Origin of the sequence: Aeromicrobium sp. Sec7.5, assembly GCF_036867135.1 — a bacterium.
In the GTDB taxonomy this organism is placed as follows: domain Bacteria; phylum Actinomycetota; class Actinomycetes; order Propionibacteriales; family Nocardioidaceae; genus Aeromicrobium.
This window is the reverse complement of sequence record NZ_JBAJIJ010000002.1, coordinates 82,683-101,933: the sequence shown is the minus strand read 5'-3', so window position 1 is coordinate 101,933 and position 19,251 is coordinate 82,683. Positions and strand designations below refer to the sequence as shown.

The following is a 19,251-nucleotide window of genomic DNA, read 5'->3' as shown; positions in this document are numbered from 1 at the left end:
GGTCAAGTCGCTGCCAGCATGGAGTCATGACTGAACTCGAGGACCGCGTCCGCAGCAAGGTGGCCGGGCTCACCGCGAACGACGACATCCCGGGCGCGACGTGGGCGATCGTGACGGGCTCCGGTGACCATCGCGCCGTCCACGTCGAGTCGATGGGACGGTACTCGGACGACTCGATCTTCCGGGTGGCGTCGCTGACCAAGCCGATCATCGGGGTCCTGGCAGCAGCACTCGTCGACGACGGCGTGCTGGGCCTCGACGACCCCGTGGACCGGTGGGTGCCGGAGCTGGCCGACCGCCAGGTCCTGCGCGCGCCTGACACGGAGCTGGACGACGTCGTGCCCCCGTCGCGCGCGCTGACGGTGCGCGACGTCCTCGAGATGGGCGCCGGACTCGGGTGGGGGCCGGCCCTGGAGGGCACGCCGCTCCAGCGAGCGCAGGTCGACCAGGAGCTGGAGTCGACCTGGCAGCCGAGTCCGCTCGATCCCGACGAGTGGGTCAGGCGCCTCGGATCCGTGCCCATGGCGCACCAGCCGGGGGAGGGCTGGCTCTACCAGATGTCGTACGACCTCCTGACCGTCGTGCTGGAGCGCGCGAGCGGGACAACGCTGGACGAGCTGCTCGCCAAGCGCCTGCTCGATCCGCTCGGCATGGCCGAGACCGGGTGGCGCGTGAGCCCGTCCCAGCTCGACCGGGTGCCGGCGCAGTACTTCCCGAACCGGGCCGGTGAGCGGGTCGAGGTTGCTCCCGTCGCCGACCCCAGCCTCCTCGAGCTCCCCGCCTTCCGGTCGTCCGCCACCGGGCTGCTCTCGACGGCGGCGGACCTCGCGCGCTTCGTCGAGCTCCTGCTCGACGAGGGCGACGCTCCGGGTGGCCGGGTGCTGCCGGCCTCGGCGGTCCAGCACCTGAGCCAGGACCGGTTGAGCCCCGGGGCGCGGCCGATGGCCCAGGCGGATCTCGGGCCGGCGCTGGGATGGGGCCACGGTGTCGCGGTCGACCTCGAGCCACAGTTCCCTGGATCGCACGCGGGCCGCTTCGGCTGGCACGGCGGCACCGGCGCGTCGCTCTGGGTCGACCCGACCGTCGGCGTCGGCGCCGTGATCCTGACCCAGCACGGCATGGGCGGCACGACCGGCGCCGACTACGTCGCGTCGTTCTTCTCCGCCGTGCACGCGGAGTGACCGGCTGACGGAGCAGCCGACAGCAGAACGCCGTGGGGCGGGCCCGATGATCGGGCCCGCCCCACGGCGTCGGTGCTGAGTGCGCTGGCTACTCGGCGGCGTCCAGGTCGGCCACCACGCGACGGTGGGCCTCCCAGATCTCCTCGGGCAGGCCGTCGAACTGCGCGAGGTGCTTCTCGCGGTGGCCCATCTCCTGCTTCCAGCGATCGAGATCGATCGTGAGGACCGTGTCGAGGTCGGCGAGACCCTGCTCGTCGAGACCGTCGAGCAGGAGCTCCTCGCGCTTCGGGATCACGCCGACCGGGGTCTTCGTGCCCTCGACCTCACCGTTCATGTACTGCATGAGCCACACGAGCGGACGCAGGTTCTCGCGGTAGCCGGGCCACAGGAAGCGGCCGTCGTCGCCGCGCTGGAACCAGTTGACGTGCGCGAAGATCGGCTTCGTGGTGGCGCGGCCGATGACCTCGAGCCAGTGCGCCGCGTAGTCGGCCTCGGCGTAGGACATGAACGGACGCATCGACATCGGGTCGTACCGCAGCACGCCCTCCAGGCCGTCGGCCGCGGCCGTCGCCTCGGCGCCCAGCGTCAGGCCGTCGTACACGCCCTCGGCGACGTCGTGGATCGCGCGCACGAGCGGCTCGCGGTCACGGGTGCGGCCGCCGAAGATGATGCCGTGGATCTCGACACCCGCCGGGTCCTCGAAGTCCTTCGCGACGTTGGGGACGTTGGCGAGCGTCGTGGTGAACCGGCTGTTGGGGTGCGCCCACGGGGCGTCGACCTCGTCGTCGGCCCGGTCGGCGATCAGGTCGCCCTTCCAGTCCTCCCAGCCGTCGAGGTCGGTCGGCTTGGGGCCCTTGCCCTCCCACCAGACCTCCTGGGTCTTGGCGTTGTAGGCGACGTTGGTGAAGATCGCGCCCGTGCCCTCGACGATGGAGTCGACCGCGGTGGGGTTGGTCTTCTCGTTGGTGTCCTTGGCGACGCCGAAGACCCCGTTCTCGGGGTTCATGCCGTAGAGCTTGCCGTCGTCGCCGACCCAGAGCCAGGCGATGTCGTCGCCGTAGAACTCGACGTGGTAGCGATCGCCCAGGGCGTCGGGCGCGAGCGTCATGGCGAGGTTCGTCTTGCCCGAGGCCGACGGGAAGCCGCCACAGATGTGGTACTTCTTGCCGGTCTCCTTGTCGACGACGCCAAGCAGCATGAACTGCTCGACCAGGAAGCCGTTCTTCCAGCCGTCGTAGGAGCCCTGGCGCAGGCCGTGGGCGATCTTGCCCAGCAGCGCGTTTCCGCCGTAGGACGAGCCGTAGTGCAAGATCGTGCGCTCGTCGGCGACGGTCACGAAGTAGCGCTGGTCGTCGGGGGTGCCCTGGCCCAGGTTCGGGAGATCGCCCGTGACGTGCACGGCGCGCACGAACGAGTCGCCGAGATCGTTGATGTGGTCGACGCCGACGCGGGCCATGCGGATCATCTGCATGACGACGTTGCGGTTGTCGGTGAGCTCGACGCCGGCGGCGAAGTTCTCCAGCGGCGAGCCGGGGGGTGCCATCAGGTAGGGGATCACGTACATCGTCTTGCCGGCGGACGCACCGGTCATGAGGCCGACGAGCTTGTCCTTCATCTCGGCCGCGGGGCGCCAGTTGTTGTAGATGCCCTTGTCGTTCTCGTCGCTCGTGGCGACGATCGTGCGCTCCTCGGCGCGAGCGGTGTCCTTGAAGTAGGAGCGCGAGTAGTAGCGTCCCTCGCCGACCGGGAGCAGCTCTCCGGCCTCGACCGCCTCGGCCACGAGGCGGTCGTCGTCACTGGCGTTCACGACCTCGAGGCGCTCGGCGCCCGTGGTCTCGAACCAGTGCTTCACGTACTCGCGGACGTGCGTGTTGGTGAGTCCGGCAGCGTCCAGAGTTGCGTCGACGTCGGTCATCGCCCGTGGGTTCCTCTCGTTGGCAGGGCGCCATCCTCGGGCACCTTGCAGGGCATCGTGCCACATCCGGGCGACGGCGTGCCCAGCAGCGTCGGGGGCCTCCGGATCAGCGATCGGTGAAGACCGCGGTGCGCTTCTCGCGGAATGCCGCTGTGCCCTCGACGAAGTCGCCGGCGGCCAGGAGGCCGGCCTGACCCTCGAGCTCGGCGGTGAAGGCGTGGTCGAGGCTGCCGAGGGTGGCGTCGTTGATCGCGCGCTTGGTGAGGGCGTAGGCGACGGAGGGCCCGCTGGCCAGCCGGGCCAGGACGTCGTTGACGTGGGCGTCGAACACGTCGGCCCGGGAGACCGACGCGATCAGCCCGCGCGCCGCGGCCTCCTCGGCCGTGACGCGCTCGGCGAGCAGCGCCATGCGCATCGCGGTGGCGCGGCCGACGGAGGCGGCGACGAGCGCGCTGGCGCCACCGTCGGGCATGAGTCCGATCTTGGTGAAGGCCAGCATGAAAAAGGCCTGGTCGCTGGCCAGGGTGAGGTCGGCTGCCAGCGCGAGCGGCACGCCGATGCCGGCGCACGGACCCTGCACGGCCGAGACGACCGGGAGTGGCGAGGTCGTCAGGGCTCGCACCAGGCGTTCACCGGCCACGATCGTGTCGGTCTGGGGCGGGCCGGCCTCGGTGCTGGGCTCGCCGCCGATGTCGGCGCCCGAGCAGAAGCCACGACCCTCGGCGCGCAGGGCGATCACGGACGCACCGTGCTCGGTGGCCTGCAGGGCGACGTCGGCGAGATCCTCGAGCATCTCGGTGTTGATCGCGTTCAGCGTCGCCCCTCGACGGAGCCAGAGGGTCAGGACCCCGTGGTCGACGGTCCAGCCGACCGCGTCGCCGGAACGGGTGCCAGGAGTGATCTGAGCCATACGAGGCACCTTAGCGCAGTCAGTGGTGACCGTACGGTCCGCACGGCGGTCCGCGACGCACCGGCTCGGCCCTGCGAGCAGGCTCCAGGTGCCCGCGCTGCCCGCAGGTTCCTGGCGGCCGCGCCTAGGCTGGTGCGATGACGTCCCCCGGCGCCCAGCCCACACCCTTGCGAGCGATGTGGGGGGCGGGCCTCACGGGCCGGCCCGTCGACACCGCCGACCTCACGGATCTCTACCGCTGGCCCGACGGGCGTCGCTGGGTGCGGGCGATGATGGCCACGACCCTCGACGGCGCCGCCGCCGGCGGTGACGGAGTGAGCGGATCGGTGTCGTCGGACGCCGACCGACTGGTCTTCAGCGAGGTACGGTGTCGCGCCGACGCGGTGCTCGTCGGTGCCGGCACCGTGCGGGCCGAGCAGTACACGCCCATGACGGCCAAGGACGACGACCAGGAGGCGAGGCGGGCCGCCGGCCAGCTGCCGGCTCCCGTCCTGGCCGTGGTCAGCCGCTCGCTCGACCTGCCGTGGGACCTGCCGGTGTGGTCGGAGTCGACCCACCGACCCCTGGTGCTGACCGATGGCTCGGCCACGCCCGAGGCGACCGAGGTCGCCGATGGGCGGGTCGACGTCGTGACCCTGCCGGAGCTCGAGCCCGCGGCGATCCTCGCGGCACTCGCCGATCGGGGGCTGGGCCACGTCGTCTGCGAGGGTGGGCCCCACCTCCTGCGCGACATGCTGGCCGCCGGGGTCGTCGACGAGGCCGACATCACGGTGTCACCGATGTTCGTGGGCACGGACGGTTCGCCCTCCACGCCGCTGCTCCCCGAGGCGGTGCGCGCCGAGCTCGCGAGCGTGCTCGTGGGCGACCACTTCCTGATGACCCGCTACCTGCTCTCGGCGCCGTGACCTGGCTCGAGCGGCTGGCCGCGCTCGCCGCGCGGCACGCCGACGACCTGGGCCACCCCGTCGACCGGCTCCGGGTCGGCCCCCGGACGATCGACACCGATCGCGAGCCCGTGCTGATGGGGGTCGTCAACCTCTCGCGCGACTCCGCCTACCGCGAGAGCATCGCCGTGAGCGCCGCATCGGCGCTGCGTAAGGCGCAGGTCCAGGTCGCCCAGGGTGCGCACGTCGTCGACGTGGGGGCGGAGTCGAGTCGTCCGTCCGCCGCGGACGTCGACCCGGAGGCGCAGCTGGACTCCCTGCGTCCGGTCGTGGAGGCGATGGTCGAGCACGGCGTCACCGTGTCGGTCGAGAGCTACAGCACCGAGGTGGCGCGGGTCGGGCTCGCCGCCGGTGCCGCGGTGCTGAACCTGACCGGCTCCGGTGAGGACGATGCAATGTTCGCGCTCGCTGCCGAGCACGAGGCGACCGTGGTCCTCTGCCACATCCGTGGCGTCCATGCGCGCGCGCTCGACGGGAGCGACGTCCAGGACGACCCCTTCGAGGAGATGCTCGACACCTTCGGCCGACGGATGCAGCGCGCGAAGGAGCTCGGTGTCCCGAGCCTCGCCCTCGATCCCGGCATCGGCTTCGGCTTCCGGATGCACGATCCGGCCGCGCGGGCCCGCTACCAGGCGACGACCCTCGTGAACTCGTTCCGCCTCCGCCGACTCGGTGCGCCGGTGTGCCACTCCCTGCCGCACGCCTTCGACGTGTTCGAGGACCAGTTCCGCACCGCCGAGGGCTTCTTCGCGGTGCTGGCCCACCTGGGCGGCACCGGCGTCTACCGCACCCACGAGGTGCCCCACGTCCGTGCCGTGCTCGACGCGATGTCCCTCGTGGGCTTCGACGACTGAGCGGTCAGGCCTGCTCGCCGCGCACGGCGGGTCCAGCGTCCGCGGCCGGCTCGCCGGGCCGGTGTCGCTCGGACACCTCGGAGTCCTCCGGTGGAGCGGCGAAGTCGACGTTCTCGTCGATCTGCTCGTTCAGGTAGCGCAGCACGGTGGCGACCGTGGCGACGACCGGCACCGCCAGGAACGCGCCCGTGATGCCGAACAGCGACCCACCCGCGAGCACCGACAGCAGCACCACGGCGGCGTGGAGGTTCATCGACTTGCCCTGCAGCCACGGCGAGAGGATGTTGCCCTCGAGCTGCTGCACGGCGAACACGATGAGCAGGACGATCAGCGCGTCCTTCGGGGAGTTCGTCACGAGGGTCACCAGCACCGCCACCGCGCCGGAGACGAACGCCCCGATGATCGGGATGAACCCGCCGAAGAACGTCAGGACGGCCAGGGGCACCCAGAGCGGGACGCCGACGATGAGCAGTCCGATGCCGATGATGAGCGCGTCGATGAACGACACGAGCGTCTGCGTGCGGATGAAGCCGCCCAGCGTCTCCCACACCCGCGCGAGGACGTCGACGGTGTGGTGGCCGGCGCGGCGGCCGGCGAGCGCGCCGAGCCAGGGCAGGAACTTGTGGCCGTCCTTGATGAACAGGAAGGTCAGGATCAGGATCACCACGAGGTTGAGCACGACGTTGGTCGCCACCCCGATCGTCGAGAAGATACCGGCACTGATCGCGGAGGCGCTCGTCTGGATCTGCTCCTGGACCGCCGAGATGGCATTGGTGATCTGACCGTCGGTCACGCCGAACGGGCCGTCGCGCAGCCAGTCGCGGACCTCCGACAGTCCGCTCACCGCCTTGTCGGCGATGTCAGGAGCCTGCCCGGCCACCTGGGGCGCGAGCACCGCGACCGTCGTGCTGATGATGCCGATGAAGCCGACCATCACGGCGCCGGCGGCGAGTGGGGCGGGCACGCCGTGGCGACGCAGCCACGTGACCGGCGGCGCGAGGACCGTGGAGATGACCAGCGCGAGCGCGACGGGGAACCAGACCATCCACGTCCGTCCGACGGCCCACCCGATGATGAACGCCGCGGCCGAGATCAGTACCGCCCGCAGCGCCCATCGCTGCAGCACGGCGAAACCTTGGTCGATCACGACGGCCCGGTCCTTCACAGGACGAGGGGACGTGGTGCGATCGCTCATGTCCTCACCCTAGTTGGGGGGCGGGGAGGACTCCCGATCGAGGCGCCAGTCGATCGGGTCCGCGCCCTGGGCGAGGAGGAGGTCGTTGGCGCGACTGAAGGGTCGGGATCCGAAGAACCCGCGCGACGCCGACAGCGGACTGGGGTGCGGCGAGGCGATCTGCGGGACCTCACCCAGCAGCGGCGCGAGATTCTGGGCGTCGCGTCCCCACAGGATCGCGACGAGCGGTCCGCCACGGTCGACCACGGACCGGATGGCCTGCTCCGTGACGCGTTCCCAGCCCTTGCCCCGGTGGCTCCCCGGGTTGCCAGGACGCACCGTGAGCACGCGGTTCAGGAGCAGGACACCCTGATCGGCCCACGGCGTGAGGTCGCCGTGGACGGCGGGTGCGATGCCGAGGTCGGACTGCAGCTCGGTGTAGATGTTCTGCAGGCTCCGGGGGACCGGCCGGACGTCGGGCGCGACCGCGAAGCTGAGCCCGATCGGGTGCCCGGGCGTGGGATAGGGATCCTGGCCGGTGATCAGCACGCGGACGTCGGCGAGGGGCCGGGTGAAGGCGCGCAGGACGTGCTCGCCGTCCGGCAGGTAGCGGCGACCCTTGCTGATCTCCTCACGCAGGTAGGCGCCCATCGCGGCGATGTCGTCGTTCACGGGAGCGAGCGCCTCGGCCCAGTCGGGCGCGATGACGTCGGCGAGGGGGCGGGGCACGTCGGCAGCGTAGCCTCGGGCCGTGAGTGCTCTGCAGTCCTACCGGCTGCTCGTCCGGACCGTGGGACCGGTGTACGTCGTCATCGCGTTCCTCGGCCGTGTCCCGCTCGCGATGAGCCAGATGGGCACCCTGCTGCTGGTCAGCGACGCGACGGGCAGCTATGCCGTCGCCGGCGGTGCGGCGGGTGCGCTCGCCGTGGCGAACGCGATCGGTGCGCCGGTCTTCGGGTCGCTGGCGGACCGCACCGGGCAACGCCCCGTCGTGCTCGGCCAGTCGCTCGCGGGCGGCGCCGGCCTCGTGCTCCTGGTGCTCGTCACGCACAGCGGTGCCTCGTCGCCCGCCGTGATCGCGACCTCGGCCCTGGCGGGGCTGGCGATCCCGCAGATCGGACCGCTGGCCCGGGTGCGCTGGGGCCCGGTCCTCGTGGGCACGCGCGACCGGCGCCGGCTGCTGGACGCCGCCTTCTCGTACGAGGGTGCTGCTGATGAGCTCTCCTTCGTCCTGGGCCCGGCCACGGTCGGACTGCTCGCGGTGCTCGTCGATCCCTCCGAGGCGTTGCTCCTGGCGGCCGGCGTGCTGGCCCTCTTCGGGTCGGCGTTCGCGCTGCACCCGACGGCTGCGCTGACGCGCCCGGATCCGGGTGCCGTGGCCTCGACGGGTCGCCTCCTGACGGGTGTGCTGCTGACGCTCGCGGCCGCGCAGCTGCTCATCGGGATGCTGTTCGGCGCGACGCAGACCGGGTCCACGGTGCTGGCCACGGCGGAGGGCCAGCCGGGTCTCGCCGGCGTGATCCACGCGACTCTCGGGATCGGCAGCGCGATCGCGGGGCTCGCGGTGGCCGCGCTCCCGGAGCGGATCGGCTACCCGCAGCGCCTCGTCGTGGCCGCGAGCGGTCTGGTGGTGCTGTCGGCGCCCCTGCTGTTCGTCGAGACGGTCGGCCAGCTCGTGGCGGTCATCGCGCTGCTGGGCTTCGCGGTGGCTCCGTTCATGATCAGCACGTTCGCCACGGCGGGCCAGATCGTCGCGCCGGACCGGGTCGGGACGGCGATGACGCTCCTGGCCGGAGCGACCGGTGTGGGCTACGCGCTCGGTTCGTCGCTCGCCGGCCGTCTCGCCGACGGCGTGCCCGGTATCGCTCCCGACGGCGGCCACACCCCGGCCTTCGCCGTGACCTTCTCGGCCACCGTGCTGGCCCTCGCCGTCTCACTCACCCTGCTCGCCCGCACCCGCAAGACCTAGGTTCCGCTCGCGAGAGACTTTGTTGGTGCCGAGGAGAGACTTTGTGCGGATCTGGGACAACAAAGTCTCTCGTGACCACCAACAATCTCTCTCGCGAGCGGTCAGTGGTGGAGGAGTCGCTCGCGAGCGGCGGGCCACTCGGTGTCGAGCATCGAGAACACGACGGTGTCGCGCCAGGAGCCGTCGGGGCGCTGCTTGTGCTTGCGGAGCAGGCCCTCGCGCGTCGCGCCGAGCCGGGCGATCGCGGCCTGGGAGCGTTCGTTGCTGACGTCGGTGTGCCACACGACCCGCACGCATCCCAGGTCGTCGAACGCCCGCGCCATCAGCTGCAGCTTGGCGTCGGTGTTGACCCCGGTGCGCCAGAAGCGTGAACCGATCCAGGTCCAGCCGATCGCGACGGTGCGCTGCGCGGGGTCGATGTCGTAGAACGTCGTGAAGCCCGCGACCTCGCCGGTGGTGGTGAGGGTCTGGGTCCAGGTCAGCTGGACCGGCTCGCGGATGAGCATCTCGCCGACCAGGGCCCGCATCTGGCCGAGGTCGCCCGGGCGGGAGACCGGCAGCCAGCGGAAGACGTCGTCGGAGTCGACGGCGGCGAACAGGCCGTCGGCGTGCTCCGGCTCGAGCGGGACCAGGGTGACCTGCTCCCCGCGGAGGACCGGCCGCTCGCGCCAGGGGTCAGCGCTCATGCGACGGGCGCATGCGCTTCGTGTGGGTCTCGGGGGCCAGCTCGACCAAGAAGTCGTTGGCCCACTGGTCGATGTCGTTCTCCATGACCTGCTTGCGCAAGGCCTTCATCCGGCGGCCCTGCTCCTTGGGGCCGGCCTTGATGGCCTCGAGCATCGCGTGCTTCATGCCGTTGATGTCGTACGGGTTGACGAGGTAGGCCTGCTTCAGCTCACCCGCGGCACCCGCGAACTCGCTCAGCACGAGCGAGCCGCGCTCGTCGTAGCGGCACGCGATGTACTCCTTGGCGACCAGGTTCATGCCGTCGCGCAGCGGGGTGACGACCATGACGTCGGCCGCGCGGTACAGCGCCGCCATCTCCTCGCGGGGGTACGACGCGTGCAGGTACGTGATGGCCTGGCGGCCGATGCGGCCGACGTCGCCGTTGATGCGCCCGACGAGGCGCTCGACGTCGTCGCGCAGGAGCCGGTACTGGTCGACGCGCTCGCGCGACGGGGTGGCCACCTGCACGAAGACCGCGTCGTCGGGGTGCACCGATCCGGCCGTGATGAGCTCGCCGAACGCGCGGATGCGCTGGCGCAGGCCCTTGGTGTAGTCGAGCCGGTCGATGCCGAGCACGATCGTGGTGGGGTTGCCGAGGCTCTCGCGGATCTCGGCGGCCCGGGCCACGACGGCCGGGTCGCGCGACAGCTCCTCGAAGCCGCGCGCATCGATCGAGATCGGGTAGGCCTTGGCCCGCACCACGCGTCCGTCGGGCAGGTACACCGAGTCGCGGTGGGTCTTGTGCCCGACGCGCTGGCGGACGAGCCGGATGAAGTTACCGGCCGCGCCGTTGAGCTGGAAGCCCACGAGGTCGGCGCCGAGCAGGCCCTCGAGGATCTCGCGGCGCCACGGGAGCTGCTGGAACAGCTCGGTGGGCGGGAAGGGGATGTGCAGGAAGAAGCCGATCTTCACGTCCGGGCGCAGCTCACGCAGCATCGCGGGGACGAGCTGCAGCTGGTAGTCCTGCACCCAGACGATCGCGCCCTCGGCGGCGACCTTGGCGGCGCGCTCGGCGAAGCGGCGGTTGACCGTGACGTAGGCGTCCCACCACTCGCGGTGGAAGGCGGGGGGCGCGATGACGTCGTGGTAGAGCGGCCAGAGCGTGCCGTTGGAGAAGCCCTCGTAGTACTCGACGACCTCCGACTCCGACAGGTGGACCGGCACGAGCTTGAGGCCTTGGTGCGTGAACGGGCGGAGCTTCTCGTCGGGGGCGCCGTGCCAGCCGATCCAGGCTCCGCCCTTGCGGCGCATGACGGGCTCGAGCGCGGTGACGAGGCCGCCGGGGGAGGTGCGCCACGTCGTGGTGCCGTCCGGGGAGGTCACCCGGTCGACGGGCAGCCGGTTGGCGATCACGACGAACTCCGCGTTGCCGAACTTCTCGCTGCCCGAGGCCATGACCCCACCCTAGCCAGACCGTGTGGCAGACGCGTGCCGAACGAATGACACGGGTGTCATTCGCCGCTACCATGGCGGCATGAGCGCTGCGCCCCGATCCCAGGAGACCCACGGCACCCCCGCCGGGGCCCTCGATGATCGCGAACGCGAGATCCTCGATCTCGAGCGCACCTGGTGGAAGTACGCCGGTGCCAAGGAGCAGGCCATCCGCGAGAAGTTCGACATGTCCGCCACCCGCTACTACCAGGTCCTGAACGCCCTCCTCGACCGCGAGGACGCGCTGGCGTTCGACCCGCTCCTGGTCAAGCGCCTGCGCCGGCTGCGCGCCGACCGGGCGCGCTCGCGCACGGCACGACGGCTCGGCATCGACGTCTGAACGTCATGGACCACCGTCGCACGGTCAGCCGCCGGGCGTTCGTCCCGCCGGTCTGGCTGATCGTCGCCGCCCTCGTCGCGGTCGTGGTCGGTGCTGCCGGAATCGGCTGGCTCGCGTGGGACGCCACCCGGGGCTCCGACCCGGGCCCCGTCGCCTCGTCGGGCAGCACCACGGAGCCCACACCGGAGCCGACCACCGCCGCTCCCACCACGGCAGCTCCCACCACCGAGCCCCCGCCCCCGCCGCCGGAGCCGGTCGTCGACCGCAGCCCGGGCGTCTCGGTGCTGAACGGCACGTCGATCGACGGTCTGGCGTCGGAGGCGTCCAACCTCCTGGGCGATCTCGGCTGGCCCGACCTGCGCACGGGCGACACCGGGGGCCGCTATCCGGAGAACACCGTGTACTTCCCGCCGCAGCTCGAGGCGCAGGCTCAGACCCTCGCCCAGGACCTCGGCATCACGCGCATTCGACCGAGTGTCGACGGCATGAGGGACGACCGGCTGACGGCCGTGCTGATCACTCGTCCATCATCGTTGTCGTGACCTCTGCCGACGACCTGCTCGAGATCGTCGCGAACGACCCCGCCGGAGTCCTGATCGCCCTGGACTTCGACGGAACGCTCGCGCCGATCGTCGTGGACCCGACCGCCGCGGGGGTGCACCCCCGGTCGCTCGCCGCGCTCGACCGACTCGGACCGCGCCTGGGCGGTCTCGCGATCATCACCGGACGCCCGGTCGCCCAGGTCCGGCAGCTGGGCGACCTCGACGCCCACCCGGGCCTGCGTGACCTCGTGGTGCGGGGTCAGTACGGCGCCGAGCGGTGGTCGCCGGCCTCCGGCGTCGTGGAGGGCGCCGACCGTCACGAGGTCGTCGACCGTCTGGTCGCCGACCTCCCGGCGCTGCTCGAGGCCTGGGGGGCTCCCGGAGCCCTGGTGGAGGACAAGGGCCTCGCCGTCGCGGTCCACACCCGTGGCCTGAGCGCCGACGTCGCCACGGCCGTCCTCGACCCGCTGCGTGACCTGGCGCGCACGCTGGAGCTGACCTTCGAGCCGGGACGCCAGGTCTACGAGCTCCGGTCGGCCTCGATCACCAAGGGCGACGCGCTGCTCGACGTCGTGGCCGGGCTCGCCGTGCACACCGTCGTGTTCGCCGGCGACGACCTCGGCGACCTGCCGGCGTACGACGCGGTCGACGACCTCGCGAGCCGCGGTGTCACGACCCTCAAGGTCTGCTCGGCCTCCACCGAGCAGGACGCCCTCGTGGCGCGATCGGACCTGGTCCTCGAGGGTCCCGACGGGGTGGCCGAGTGGCTCACGACCCTGGCCGACGTCGTCGACCCGGTGGGCTGAGGCCTCCGCGGTGGCCGCGCGGGGAACCAGCGGCGTGCTGCCGCACACGCCCTGGACCCGGGTCAGGACCGTCGTGAACTGGGTCAACCTCTCGACCCCGCTGGGACTGCTGCTCGCGCATGCCGGGGGAGCCCGGATTCGACGGCGGGGTCGTGGCACGTGGATCGCCGGTGGCTACCGGTGGGACTTCCCGCGGGCGGGCGCCTTCACGATGGGCAGCGTCGTGCTCAGCACCCGGGACCTCGACGACCTCGCGTCGCGCACGACGCTCCTGCGTCACGAGGACCGGCACTGCACGCAGTACGCGTGGTGCCTCGGTCCGTTCCTGCTGCTCCCCTACGTCGCGGCGGCCGGCCTGTCCTGGGCCGTCGCGGGTGAGCCCGGCTCCTACAACCCGTTCGAGCGCCTGGCAGGACTCCCGGACGGCGGCTACCCGCCACCTCGCACCCGTCGATCCCGCCGGCGGGAACGCCGCGCGTGAAGCGTCCACCATCCGGACCGATTGGACACATCGCGAGACGCGTTCGTAGGCTTGTCCCACTCATCATGAGGGGTGGAGGGACACGGCCCGCTGAAGCCCCAGCAACCAGTCGGATCTCGACCAGGTGCTCCGTCCGGCCCGGCTCGCATCCGGGGAAGATGAACGAGGAGGCTCCATGAGCATCACGGTCCCGACCCCCCACGCCACCACCACCGGCTCCGCGTCCGGTCCGGTCCTTCGGGAGGGCGCCTTCGGTCCCGCCGTCGGCCTGGTCTGCCGCGAGTGTGGCGCGACGCGCGAGCTCGGTCCGCACTACGCCTGTCACGAGTGCTTCGGACCGCTCGAGATCGCCTACCGGTTCGGTGACGTGACCCGGGCCCAGATCGAGGCGGGCCCCGCCAACATCTGGCGCTACAAGGCGCTCCTGCCGGTGCCCGACGACATCGAGTCCAGCCCCAACCTGGAGCCCGGCTTCACGCGGCTGCTCGAGGCCCGCAACCTCGCCGCCGAGCTGGGCCTGTCCCGCCTCTGGGTCAAGGACGACAGCACCAACCCCACCAACTCCTTCAAGGACCGTGTCGTCGCGTGCGCCCTGAGCGCCGCCCGTGAGTTCGGCAGCAAGGTCTTCGCCTGCCCCTCGACGGGCAACCTCGCCAACGCGGTCGCTGCCGCGGGTGCCCGGGCGGGCATCCGCACGGTCGTGTTCATCCCCAGCAACCTCGAGACGCCCAAGCAGGTCAACTCGGCGATCTTCACCGAGAACCTCGTCGCGGTCGACGGCAACTACGACGACGTCAACAAGCTCGCCAGCGAGATCGCGGGCGAGGAGGACGGCTGGGCCTTCGTCAACGTCAACGTCCGCCCCTTCTACGCCGAGGGCTCCAAGACCCTCGGGTACGAGATCGCCGAGCAGCTCGGGTGGCGCCTGCCCGACCAGATCGTGATCCCGGTCGCGTCGGGCTCGCAGCTCACGAAGGTGCACAAGGCCTTCCAGGAGCTCATCACGCTCGGCCTGGTCGAGGACAAGCCCTACAAGGTCTTCGGTGCCCAGGCGGAGGGCTGCAACCCCGTCGCCACGGCCTTCGCCGAGGGGCACGACGCGATCCGCCCGGTCAAGCCCGACACCATCGCGAAGTCGTTGGCGATCGGCAACCCCGCTGACGGCATCTACGTGCTCGACATCGCCCGGGCCACCGGGGGCGCGATCGAGCAGGTCGACGACGAGGCGATCCGTGACGCGATCGTGCTGCTCGCCCGCACGGAGGGCATCTTCACCGAGACCGCGGGCGGCACGACGCTCGCGGTGCTCAAGAAGCTCGTCGAGACCGGACAGCTCGACCCCGACCTCGAGACGGTCTTCATCAACACCGGCCACGGCCTCAAGACCCTCGATGCCGTGTCGGGCGTGGTCGGGCCGGCCGCCACGATCGCCCCGACCTACGACGCCTTCGTCGCCGCCCGGCTCGCCTGAGCGCCCCCACCAGTTCCGAGGAGCACCCCCGTGTCCGTTTCCGTCCGCATCCCCACGATCCTCCGTTCGTACACCGAGGACTCGTCGCAGGTCACCGCCGAGGGCGCGACCCTCGCCGAGGTGCTCGACTCGCTCGAGTCGACCTACCCGGGCCTCAAGGCCCGCGTCGTCGACGAGGACGGCAAGCTGCGCCGGTTCGTGAACATCTACGTCGCGGAGGAGGACGTGCGCTTCACGCAGGGCCTCGACACCACGACCCCCGACGGCACCCAGATCTCCATCATCCCCGCCGTTGCGGGCGGGTCCTGCTGACGCACCACCTCGCTGGCTGAGGTACGAGTGCGCCCTGGCGCGCGAGCCTCGAAACCACCGGTCGCAGGACCTTTCGCCGTGGGGAGGGACAAGCGGCCACGGACCACACGCAAACCGGGTGGGCGGTGAGTGTGCCGTCACGCTGCGGGTGTAACGGTGAGTACGCCGTCATCTGGCTGGCGCGGGTGACGGCGTGCTCACCGCCCGCTGGTGGTCCGTGGCCGCTCGTCCCGCACTCTGCGCCGGGCAGATCCGCCGGGCAGATCCGCCGGTCCAGCCCGGCCCGACCCTTGCATGTGACGCGCGTCACCCCGATGATGTCGGCTATCGCGGTCGGTGTGACCGAGGACGCATGACAGGAGTGTTACATGACAGTTGCCATGGCACATGCCAGCCGCCATACTCCCGGTATGCTTCTTCAGGCTCCCGATTCCGCGCCCGTCGGTGGCGCAGCGCTCGACCAGGTCTTCGGGCTCTCGGTCGCCGCCGGCCTCGTCTCGCTCGTGCTGCTGTGGATCGCCTGGGCGCACCGCACGCATCGCATCGAGTGGTTCCAGACGCTCGGCGAGCAGCTCAACAAGCGGCTCGGCGAGCCCGGCTGGTCGGCCATCGCCAGCGCGTTCGTCGCCAGCTCGCTCATCGTCGCCCTCCTGGGCTTCCTGTGGGACGTCAGCCTGCACGCCGGTCGCGGCCGCGACGAGGGCCCGCTGGCCAACCCCGCCCACTACCTGATCCTCTACGGGCTCTTCGCGCTGTTCATCGCCGGCATGAGTGCCGTCGTCTGGCCGCGTGACGGCGTCAAGCCCGGAATCGCGTCGGTCAGGATCACCCGACAGTGGCACGCCCCCGTCGCGGGCATCTACATCGCCGCGTGCGGCCTCTACGCGCTGATCGGCTTCCCGCTCGACGACGTGTGGCACCGGCTCTTCGGCCAGGACGTCACGCTCTGGGGCCCCACCCACATCATGCTGATCGGCGGTGCAGGGCTCTCGACCGCCGGCATCATCCTGCTCCGCCGCGAGGGCGAGTTCTCGGCGGAGTTCTTCGACCGCGGCGGACTCGCACGCTTCCTCAGCTACGGCGCCGCCTTCGGTGGCCTGCTGATCGGCCTCTCGGTCTTCCAGGCGGAGTTCGACTTCGGCATCGCGCAGTTCCGCATGGTCTTCGCCCCGATGATGATCGCGGCGGCCGCCGGTCTGACGCTGGTCGCGGCACGGTTGTTCGTCGGTCCCGGCGCCGCCCTGTTCGCCGCGGCCTTCTTCCTGGGCATGCGCGGTCTCGTGTCGTTCATCGTGGGCCCGGTGTTCGGCCAGGCCGACCACGTCTTCCCGCTCTACCTCGGCAGCGCGCTGCTGGTCGAGCTGCTCGCGCTCACGGCGCTGCGGCGCAACTTCCTGGCCTTCGGTGCCGTCGCCGGACTGCTGATCGGCACGGTCGGCACGGTCGTCGAGAAGATCTGGAACGACCAGGTCTTCCAGTTCGCGTGGACGCAGGACATGTGGCTCGAGGGACTCGCGATGACCGTGCCGGTCGCGGTCGGAGCGGGTCTGTGCGGCGGGCTCTTCGCCCTCGGCCTGCACGGGCGCCTTCCGTCCCGGGCCGTGGGCCGCACGATCGTGACGGCCTCGATCCTCGTGACGTCGGCCGCGGTGGCCAACGGCCTGTGGGCCACGGTGCCCGACGACGCCACGGCGACGTTCGAGACGACGCGGATGTCGACGCCGACCGGCGACGTCATGACGGTCACCGCCACGCTGTCGGACGGCCTCGTCGACGGCGACCCGACCTGGGTCCAGGTCACCGCGTGGCAGGGCGGCGGCGAGGGCGTCGTGACCGACAACCTCGCGAAGGTCGGCGACAACACGTACGAGTCCACGATCCCGATCCCGGTCGGCGGCACCTGGAAGACCCTCCTGCGCGTGCAGGACGGTCGCACCCTCACCGCGGCGCCCATCTACCTGGCACCGGACGAGGCGATCGGCGCCGAGGAGTTCATCGCGACCGACGGCGAGCCGGTCGAGTTCGTGCCGGAGATCGAGATCCTGCAGCGCGAGCGCGACTTCAGCGCTCCCGCCTGGCTGTGGGGCGTCGCGAACCTCGTCGTGCTGATCACGAGCCTCGCGGTGCTGATCGGCATCTGCGTCTCGGTCTCCCGCTTCTCGTCCCGTCTGCGTGAGCAGGCGGAGTCGGAGGCGGCGACGCGCGACACCGTCGCGGGATGACGGGCTCGATCGAGCTCGCGTCCGAGGTGGTGTTCCAGGCCCATCACCCGCTGATCCTCGCGATCCCGGCCTTCGTGCCGGCGATCGTGGTGGTCGGGGTCGTGGTCTACGTGGCCCGCAAGGACCGGCGCGACGAGCGGCGGGAGCAGGAGCTGCTCGAGCGGGGGCTCGACGAGGTCCCGGACGACCTGAAGGGCATCGACGACGATCGGGGTGAACGATGAGGGGTGTCGCAGCGGCCGCCGCAGCGTTGCTCGTGCTGGCCCTGGCGGCCTGCGGGGCCGACGACGGTCCCGCTGCCTCGGGTGAGCCGACACCGAGCGCGAGCTCGGGCTCGACGGCGTCGCAGGAGCCCGCCGACGACGCGGTCGTCGTCGACGTCACGCTGGCCGACGACGGTCCGACCCCGCGGGGCGACCGCGTCGACGTCGAGGTGGGACAGACGGTCCGGCTCGTCGTGACGAACCGGTCCGGCGAGGCCGACGAGGTGCACGTGCACTCCGACCCCGAGCACGCGTTGGACGTGGCCGCGGGCGCGTCGGGCGAGCTGGAGTTCACGGTCGACCGGCCCGGTCAGGTCGCGGTGGAGTCGCACCACAGCGATGCGGTCATCGTGCAGCTCGTCGTCTCGTGACCCCGTTCACCCTGGTCCTGCCGGCCCACGGCATCGGTGGGGCGACCGACCTGCCGATCCCGTTCACGACGGCCATCATCGGCGCGTCCTGGGCCCTCACCATCTCGTTCGCCGTCCTGGCGCTCGCCTGGAAGGAGCCACGGCTCCAGGCCGACGGCCCCGCGGCGGGGCCTCCGCCACGTCGGCCCTGGCTGGCCGTCCTCGGTCTGCTGCTCACCGCCTGGGTGCTGACGGCCCTGTTCGCCGGCCCGGCCGACGCCTCCAACGGTGGCCTCGGGGCGGTGTACGTCTTGGTCTGGGTCGGGCTCGTGCCGTTGGCGCTGGCCTTCGGCCACGTCTGGCGCGACCTGTCGCCGTGGCGCACGATCCAGGCGGTCGTGGGTCGCCTCGCCGGCCGGCCGGGGGGGTTCGTGGCCTGGCCCGCCCGGCTGGGCTACTGGCCGGCGGCGTTCGGTCTGCTGGCCTTCGTGTGGCTCGAGCTCGCCTCGCCCGACCCCGGGAGCGTGGAGGCGGTGCGCTGGTGGGTCGGCGTCTACGTGGCGGCGATGGTCGTCGGAGGTGTCCTCGTGGGACCGACGTGGTTCGACCGCGCCGATCCGTTCGACGTCTACAGCGCGATCGTCGCCCGGCTGTCGCCGTTCGTCCTCGACGGTCGGTGGCGCCTGCACAACCCGATGCGGAGCCTGACGCAGGTGCCGGTGGCTCCCGGCCTCGTCGGCGTGCTGGGGGTCCTCCTCGGCTCCACCGCGTTCGACTCGTTCTCGGCCTCGCCGTTCTGGCAGCGCCGCGACGTCGGCGACCTCGAGCAGACGGCCGCGCTGGTGGGGTTCTGCCTCGTCGCGGGCGGGCTGTTCGCCGCCGCCGCAGCGGCCACCGGGGGCGTGTCCCGGATGCAGCGCCGCGCGCTGCCGGGCGACCTCGCCCACACGCTCGTGCCGATCGTGGTCGGCTACATCGTGGCCCACTACGCGACGTACCTGGTCGAGAAGGGCCAGGAGACCCTGATCCTGCTGCTCGACCCGTTCGGTCGCGGGTGGGAGCCGTTCGGTGAGCTGAGCGCCTCGTACGTGCTGTCGCGCGACCCCGAGCTGCTCGCGTCGCTCAAGGTCACGGCCGTGGTGGTCGGCCACATCGTCGCGGTGCTGGCCGCCCACGACCGTGCGCTCGTGGTGCTGCCGCGCAGTCACCGTCTGACGGGCCAGCTCGCGATGCTGTTCGTCATGATCGCGTTCACGTTCACGGGCCTCTGGCTGCTCTTCAGCGTCTGACGTCCGGCAGGGGTGCCGGGCCCTGGGCGGCGAGACGAGCACAGCCCCCACCTCTTTGCACTCGCCATGGG

The 19,251-nt window shown here is 71.5% G+C and carries 20 protein-coding genes and 1 riboswitch; of the genes, 14 read left to right on the top strand and 6 right to left on the bottom strand.

Translation table 11 applies throughout. From position 1 onward, the window contains the following. Nucleotides 1-26 precede the first annotated feature (26 nt). Nucleotides 27-1,181: a serine hydrolase domain-containing protein gene (locus tag V6S66_RS13765; RefSeq protein ID WP_334207366.1), complete on the top strand. Its 1,155-nt coding sequence runs from the start codon at nt 27-29 to the stop codon at nt 1,179-1,181. Between the two features lie 88 nt (nt 1,182-1,269). On the opposite strand, the gene V6S66_RS13760 is transcribed toward V6S66_RS13765, so the two are convergent. Together V6S66_RS13760 and V6S66_RS13755 are read right to left on the bottom strand one after the other, a co-directional pair. After that, on the bottom strand, nt 1,270-3,096 hold the full coding sequence (locus tag V6S66_RS13760) for a phosphoenolpyruvate carboxykinase (GTP) (RefSeq protein ID WP_334207365.1): 1,827 nt from the start codon (nt 3,094-3,096) through the stop codon (nt 1,270-1,272). A gap of 106 nt (nt 3,097-3,202) precedes the next feature. Further along, entirely contained in the window at nt 3,203-4,006 is an 804-nt protein-coding gene (locus V6S66_RS13755) for an enoyl-CoA hydratase-related protein (RefSeq protein WP_334207364.1), read from the bottom strand. A 137-nt stretch (nt 4,007-4,143) separates the two neighbouring features. On the opposite strand from V6S66_RS13755, the gene V6S66_RS13750 reads away from it, so the two are divergent. Both V6S66_RS13750 and V6S66_RS13745 read left to right on the top strand, forming a co-directional pair. After that, the gene (locus V6S66_RS13750; protein ID WP_334207363.1) at nt 4,144-4,911 is read left to right on the top strand and encodes a dihydrofolate reductase family protein; all 768 of its coding nucleotides are present in this window, start codon (nt 4,144-4,146) and stop codon (nt 4,909-4,911) included. Further along, nucleotides 4,908-5,804, top strand: a complete 897-nt coding sequence (locus tag V6S66_RS13745; protein WP_334207362.1) for a dihydropteroate synthase — start codon at nt 4,908-4,910, stop codon at nt 5,802-5,804. Before V6S66_RS13750 ends, V6S66_RS13745 begins: the two co-directional genes overlap by 4 nt. A 4-nt stretch (nt 5,805-5,808) precedes the next feature. Here V6S66_RS13745 and V6S66_RS13740 read toward each other — a convergent pair whose 3' ends face one another. Both V6S66_RS13740 and V6S66_RS13735 read right to left on the bottom strand, forming a co-directional pair. Beyond that, entirely contained in the window at nt 5,809-6,999 is a 1,191-nt protein-coding gene (locus V6S66_RS13740) for an AI-2E family transporter (RefSeq protein WP_334207361.1), read from the bottom strand. Nucleotides 7,000-7,008: 9 nt separating this feature from the next. Continuing rightward, nucleotides 7,009-7,707: a uracil-DNA glycosylase gene (locus V6S66_RS13735; protein WP_334207360.1), complete on the bottom strand. Its 699-nt coding sequence runs from the start codon at nt 7,705-7,707 to the stop codon at nt 7,009-7,011. Nucleotides 7,708-7,729: 22 nt separating this feature from the next. Between V6S66_RS13735 and V6S66_RS13730 the strand changes: the two genes are divergently transcribed. Further along, nucleotides 7,730-8,947, top strand: coding sequence for an MFS transporter (locus V6S66_RS13730; protein WP_334207359.1), 1,218 nt, complete (start codon nt 7,730-7,732; stop codon nt 8,945-8,947). 101 nt (nt 8,948-9,048) lie between these two features. Here V6S66_RS13730 and V6S66_RS13725 read toward each other — a convergent pair whose 3' ends face one another. Then, nucleotides 9,049-9,633: a GNAT family N-acetyltransferase gene (locus V6S66_RS13725; protein WP_334207358.1), complete on the bottom strand. Its 585-nt coding sequence runs from the start codon at nt 9,631-9,633 to the stop codon at nt 9,049-9,051. Continuing rightward, nucleotides 9,623-11,068, bottom strand: coding sequence for an alpha,alpha-trehalose-phosphate synthase (UDP-forming) (locus V6S66_RS13720; protein ID WP_334207357.1), 1,446 nt, complete (start codon nt 11,066-11,068; stop codon nt 9,623-9,625). Before V6S66_RS13720 ends, V6S66_RS13725 begins: the two co-directional genes overlap by 11 nt. Before the next feature lie 79 nt (nt 11,069-11,147). Between V6S66_RS13720 and V6S66_RS13715 the strand changes: the two genes are divergently transcribed. From V6S66_RS13715 to V6S66_RS13670, 10 genes are all read left to right on the top strand, one after another. After that, the gene (locus V6S66_RS13715) at nt 11,148-11,444 is read left to right on the top strand and encodes a DUF3263 domain-containing protein (RefSeq protein ID WP_334207356.1); all 297 of its coding nucleotides are present in this window, start codon (nt 11,148-11,150) and stop codon (nt 11,442-11,444) included. 5 nt (nt 11,445-11,449) lie between these two features. After that, nucleotides 11,450-11,986, top strand: coding sequence for a LytR C-terminal domain-containing protein (locus V6S66_RS13710; protein WP_334207355.1), 537 nt, complete (start codon nt 11,450-11,452; stop codon nt 11,984-11,986). Further along, nucleotides 11,983-12,792, top strand: a complete 810-nt coding sequence (gene otsB / locus V6S66_RS13705; protein WP_334207354.1) for a trehalose-phosphatase — start codon at nt 11,983-11,985, stop codon at nt 12,790-12,792. Before V6S66_RS13710 ends, otsB begins: the two co-directional genes overlap by 4 nt. 10 nt (nt 12,793-12,802) lie before the next feature. After that, nucleotides 12,803-13,273, top strand: a complete 471-nt coding sequence (locus tag V6S66_RS13700) for a hypothetical protein (RefSeq protein WP_334207353.1) — start codon at nt 12,803-12,805, stop codon at nt 13,271-13,273. 57 nt (nt 13,274-13,330) lie between these two features. Continuing rightward, nucleotides 13,331-13,438: riboswitch (SAM riboswitch) on the top strand. 10 nt (nt 13,439-13,448) lie between these two features. Beyond that, entirely contained in the window at nt 13,449-14,744 is a 1,296-nt protein-coding gene (gene thrC, locus V6S66_RS13695; RefSeq protein ID WP_334207352.1) for a threonine synthase, read from the top strand. Nucleotides 14,745-14,774: 30 nt separating this feature from the next. Then, a complete protein-coding gene (locus tag V6S66_RS13690) occupies nt 14,775-15,056 on the top strand; it encodes a ubiquitin-like small modifier protein 1 (RefSeq protein ID WP_334207351.1) in 282 nt (93 codons plus the stop codon). Nucleotides 15,057-15,466: 410 nt separating this feature from the next. Next, nucleotides 15,467-17,278 carry a hypothetical protein gene (locus V6S66_RS13685; RefSeq protein WP_334207350.1) on the top strand — a complete coding sequence of 604 codons (1,812 nt, stop codon included), beginning with the start codon at nt 15,467-15,469 and terminating at the stop codon, nt 17,276-17,278. After that, nucleotides 17,275-17,502 carry a hypothetical protein gene (locus tag V6S66_RS13680; RefSeq protein WP_334207349.1) on the top strand — a complete coding sequence of 76 codons (228 nt, stop codon included), beginning with the start codon at nt 17,275-17,277 and terminating at the stop codon, nt 17,500-17,502. The genes V6S66_RS13685 and V6S66_RS13680 overlap by 4 nt, the downstream gene beginning before the upstream one ends. Continuing rightward, nucleotides 17,499-17,912 carry a hypothetical protein gene (locus V6S66_RS13675; RefSeq protein ID WP_334207348.1) on the top strand — a complete coding sequence of 138 codons (414 nt, stop codon included), beginning with the start codon at nt 17,499-17,501 and terminating at the stop codon, nt 17,910-17,912. Before V6S66_RS13680 ends, V6S66_RS13675 begins: the two co-directional genes overlap by 4 nt. Continuing rightward, entirely contained in the window at nt 17,909-19,180 is a 1,272-nt protein-coding gene (locus V6S66_RS13670) for a hypothetical protein (protein ID WP_334207347.1), read from the top strand. Before V6S66_RS13675 ends, V6S66_RS13670 begins: the two co-directional genes overlap by 4 nt. The last annotated feature ends 71 nt before the right edge of the window (nt 19,181-19,251 follow it).

Bases quoted from the DNA above. Each gene is read 5' to 3' on its own strand.
- V6S66_RS13765 (WP_334207366.1), top strand. From the start codon at position 27: ATGACTGAACTCGAGGACCGCGTCCGCAGCAAGGTGGCCGGGCTCACC.
- V6S66_RS13760 (WP_334207365.1), bottom strand. From the start codon at position 3,096: ATGACCGACGTCGACGCAACTCTGGACGCTGCCGGACTCACCAACACG.
- V6S66_RS13755 (WP_334207364.1), bottom strand. From the start codon at position 4,006: ATGGCTCAGATCACTCCTGGCACCCGTTCCGGCGACGCGGTCGGCTGG.
- V6S66_RS13750 (WP_334207363.1), top strand. From the start codon at position 4,144: ATGACGTCCCCCGGCGCCCAGCCCACACCCTTGCGAGCGATGTGGGGG.
- V6S66_RS13740 (WP_334207361.1), bottom strand. From the start codon at position 6,999: ATGAGCGATCGCACCACGTCCCCTCGTCCTGTGAAGGACCGGGCCGTC.
- V6S66_RS13725 (WP_334207358.1), bottom strand. From the start codon at position 9,633: ATGAGCGCTGACCCCTGGCGCGAGCGGCCGGTCCTCCGCGGGGAGCAG.
- V6S66_RS13720 (WP_334207357.1), bottom strand. From the start codon at position 11,068: ATGGCCTCGGGCAGCGAGAAGTTCGGCAACGCGGAGTTCGTCGTGATC.
- V6S66_RS13715 (WP_334207356.1), top strand. From the start codon at position 11,148: ATGAGCGCTGCGCCCCGATCCCAGGAGACCCACGGCACCCCCGCCGGG.
- V6S66_RS13710 (WP_334207355.1), top strand. From the start codon at position 11,450: ATGGACCACCGTCGCACGGTCAGCCGCCGGGCGTTCGTCCCGCCGGTC.
- thrC (WP_334207352.1), top strand. From the start codon at position 13,449: ATGAGCATCACGGTCCCGACCCCCCACGCCACCACCACCGGCTCCGCG.
- V6S66_RS13685 (WP_334207350.1), top strand. From the start codon at position 15,467: ATGCTTCTTCAGGCTCCCGATTCCGCGCCCGTCGGTGGCGCAGCGCTC.
- V6S66_RS13680 (WP_334207349.1), top strand. From the start codon at position 17,275: ATGACGGGCTCGATCGAGCTCGCGTCCGAGGTGGTGTTCCAGGCCCAT.
- V6S66_RS13675 (WP_334207348.1), top strand. From the start codon at position 17,499: ATGAGGGGTGTCGCAGCGGCCGCCGCAGCGTTGCTCGTGCTGGCCCTG.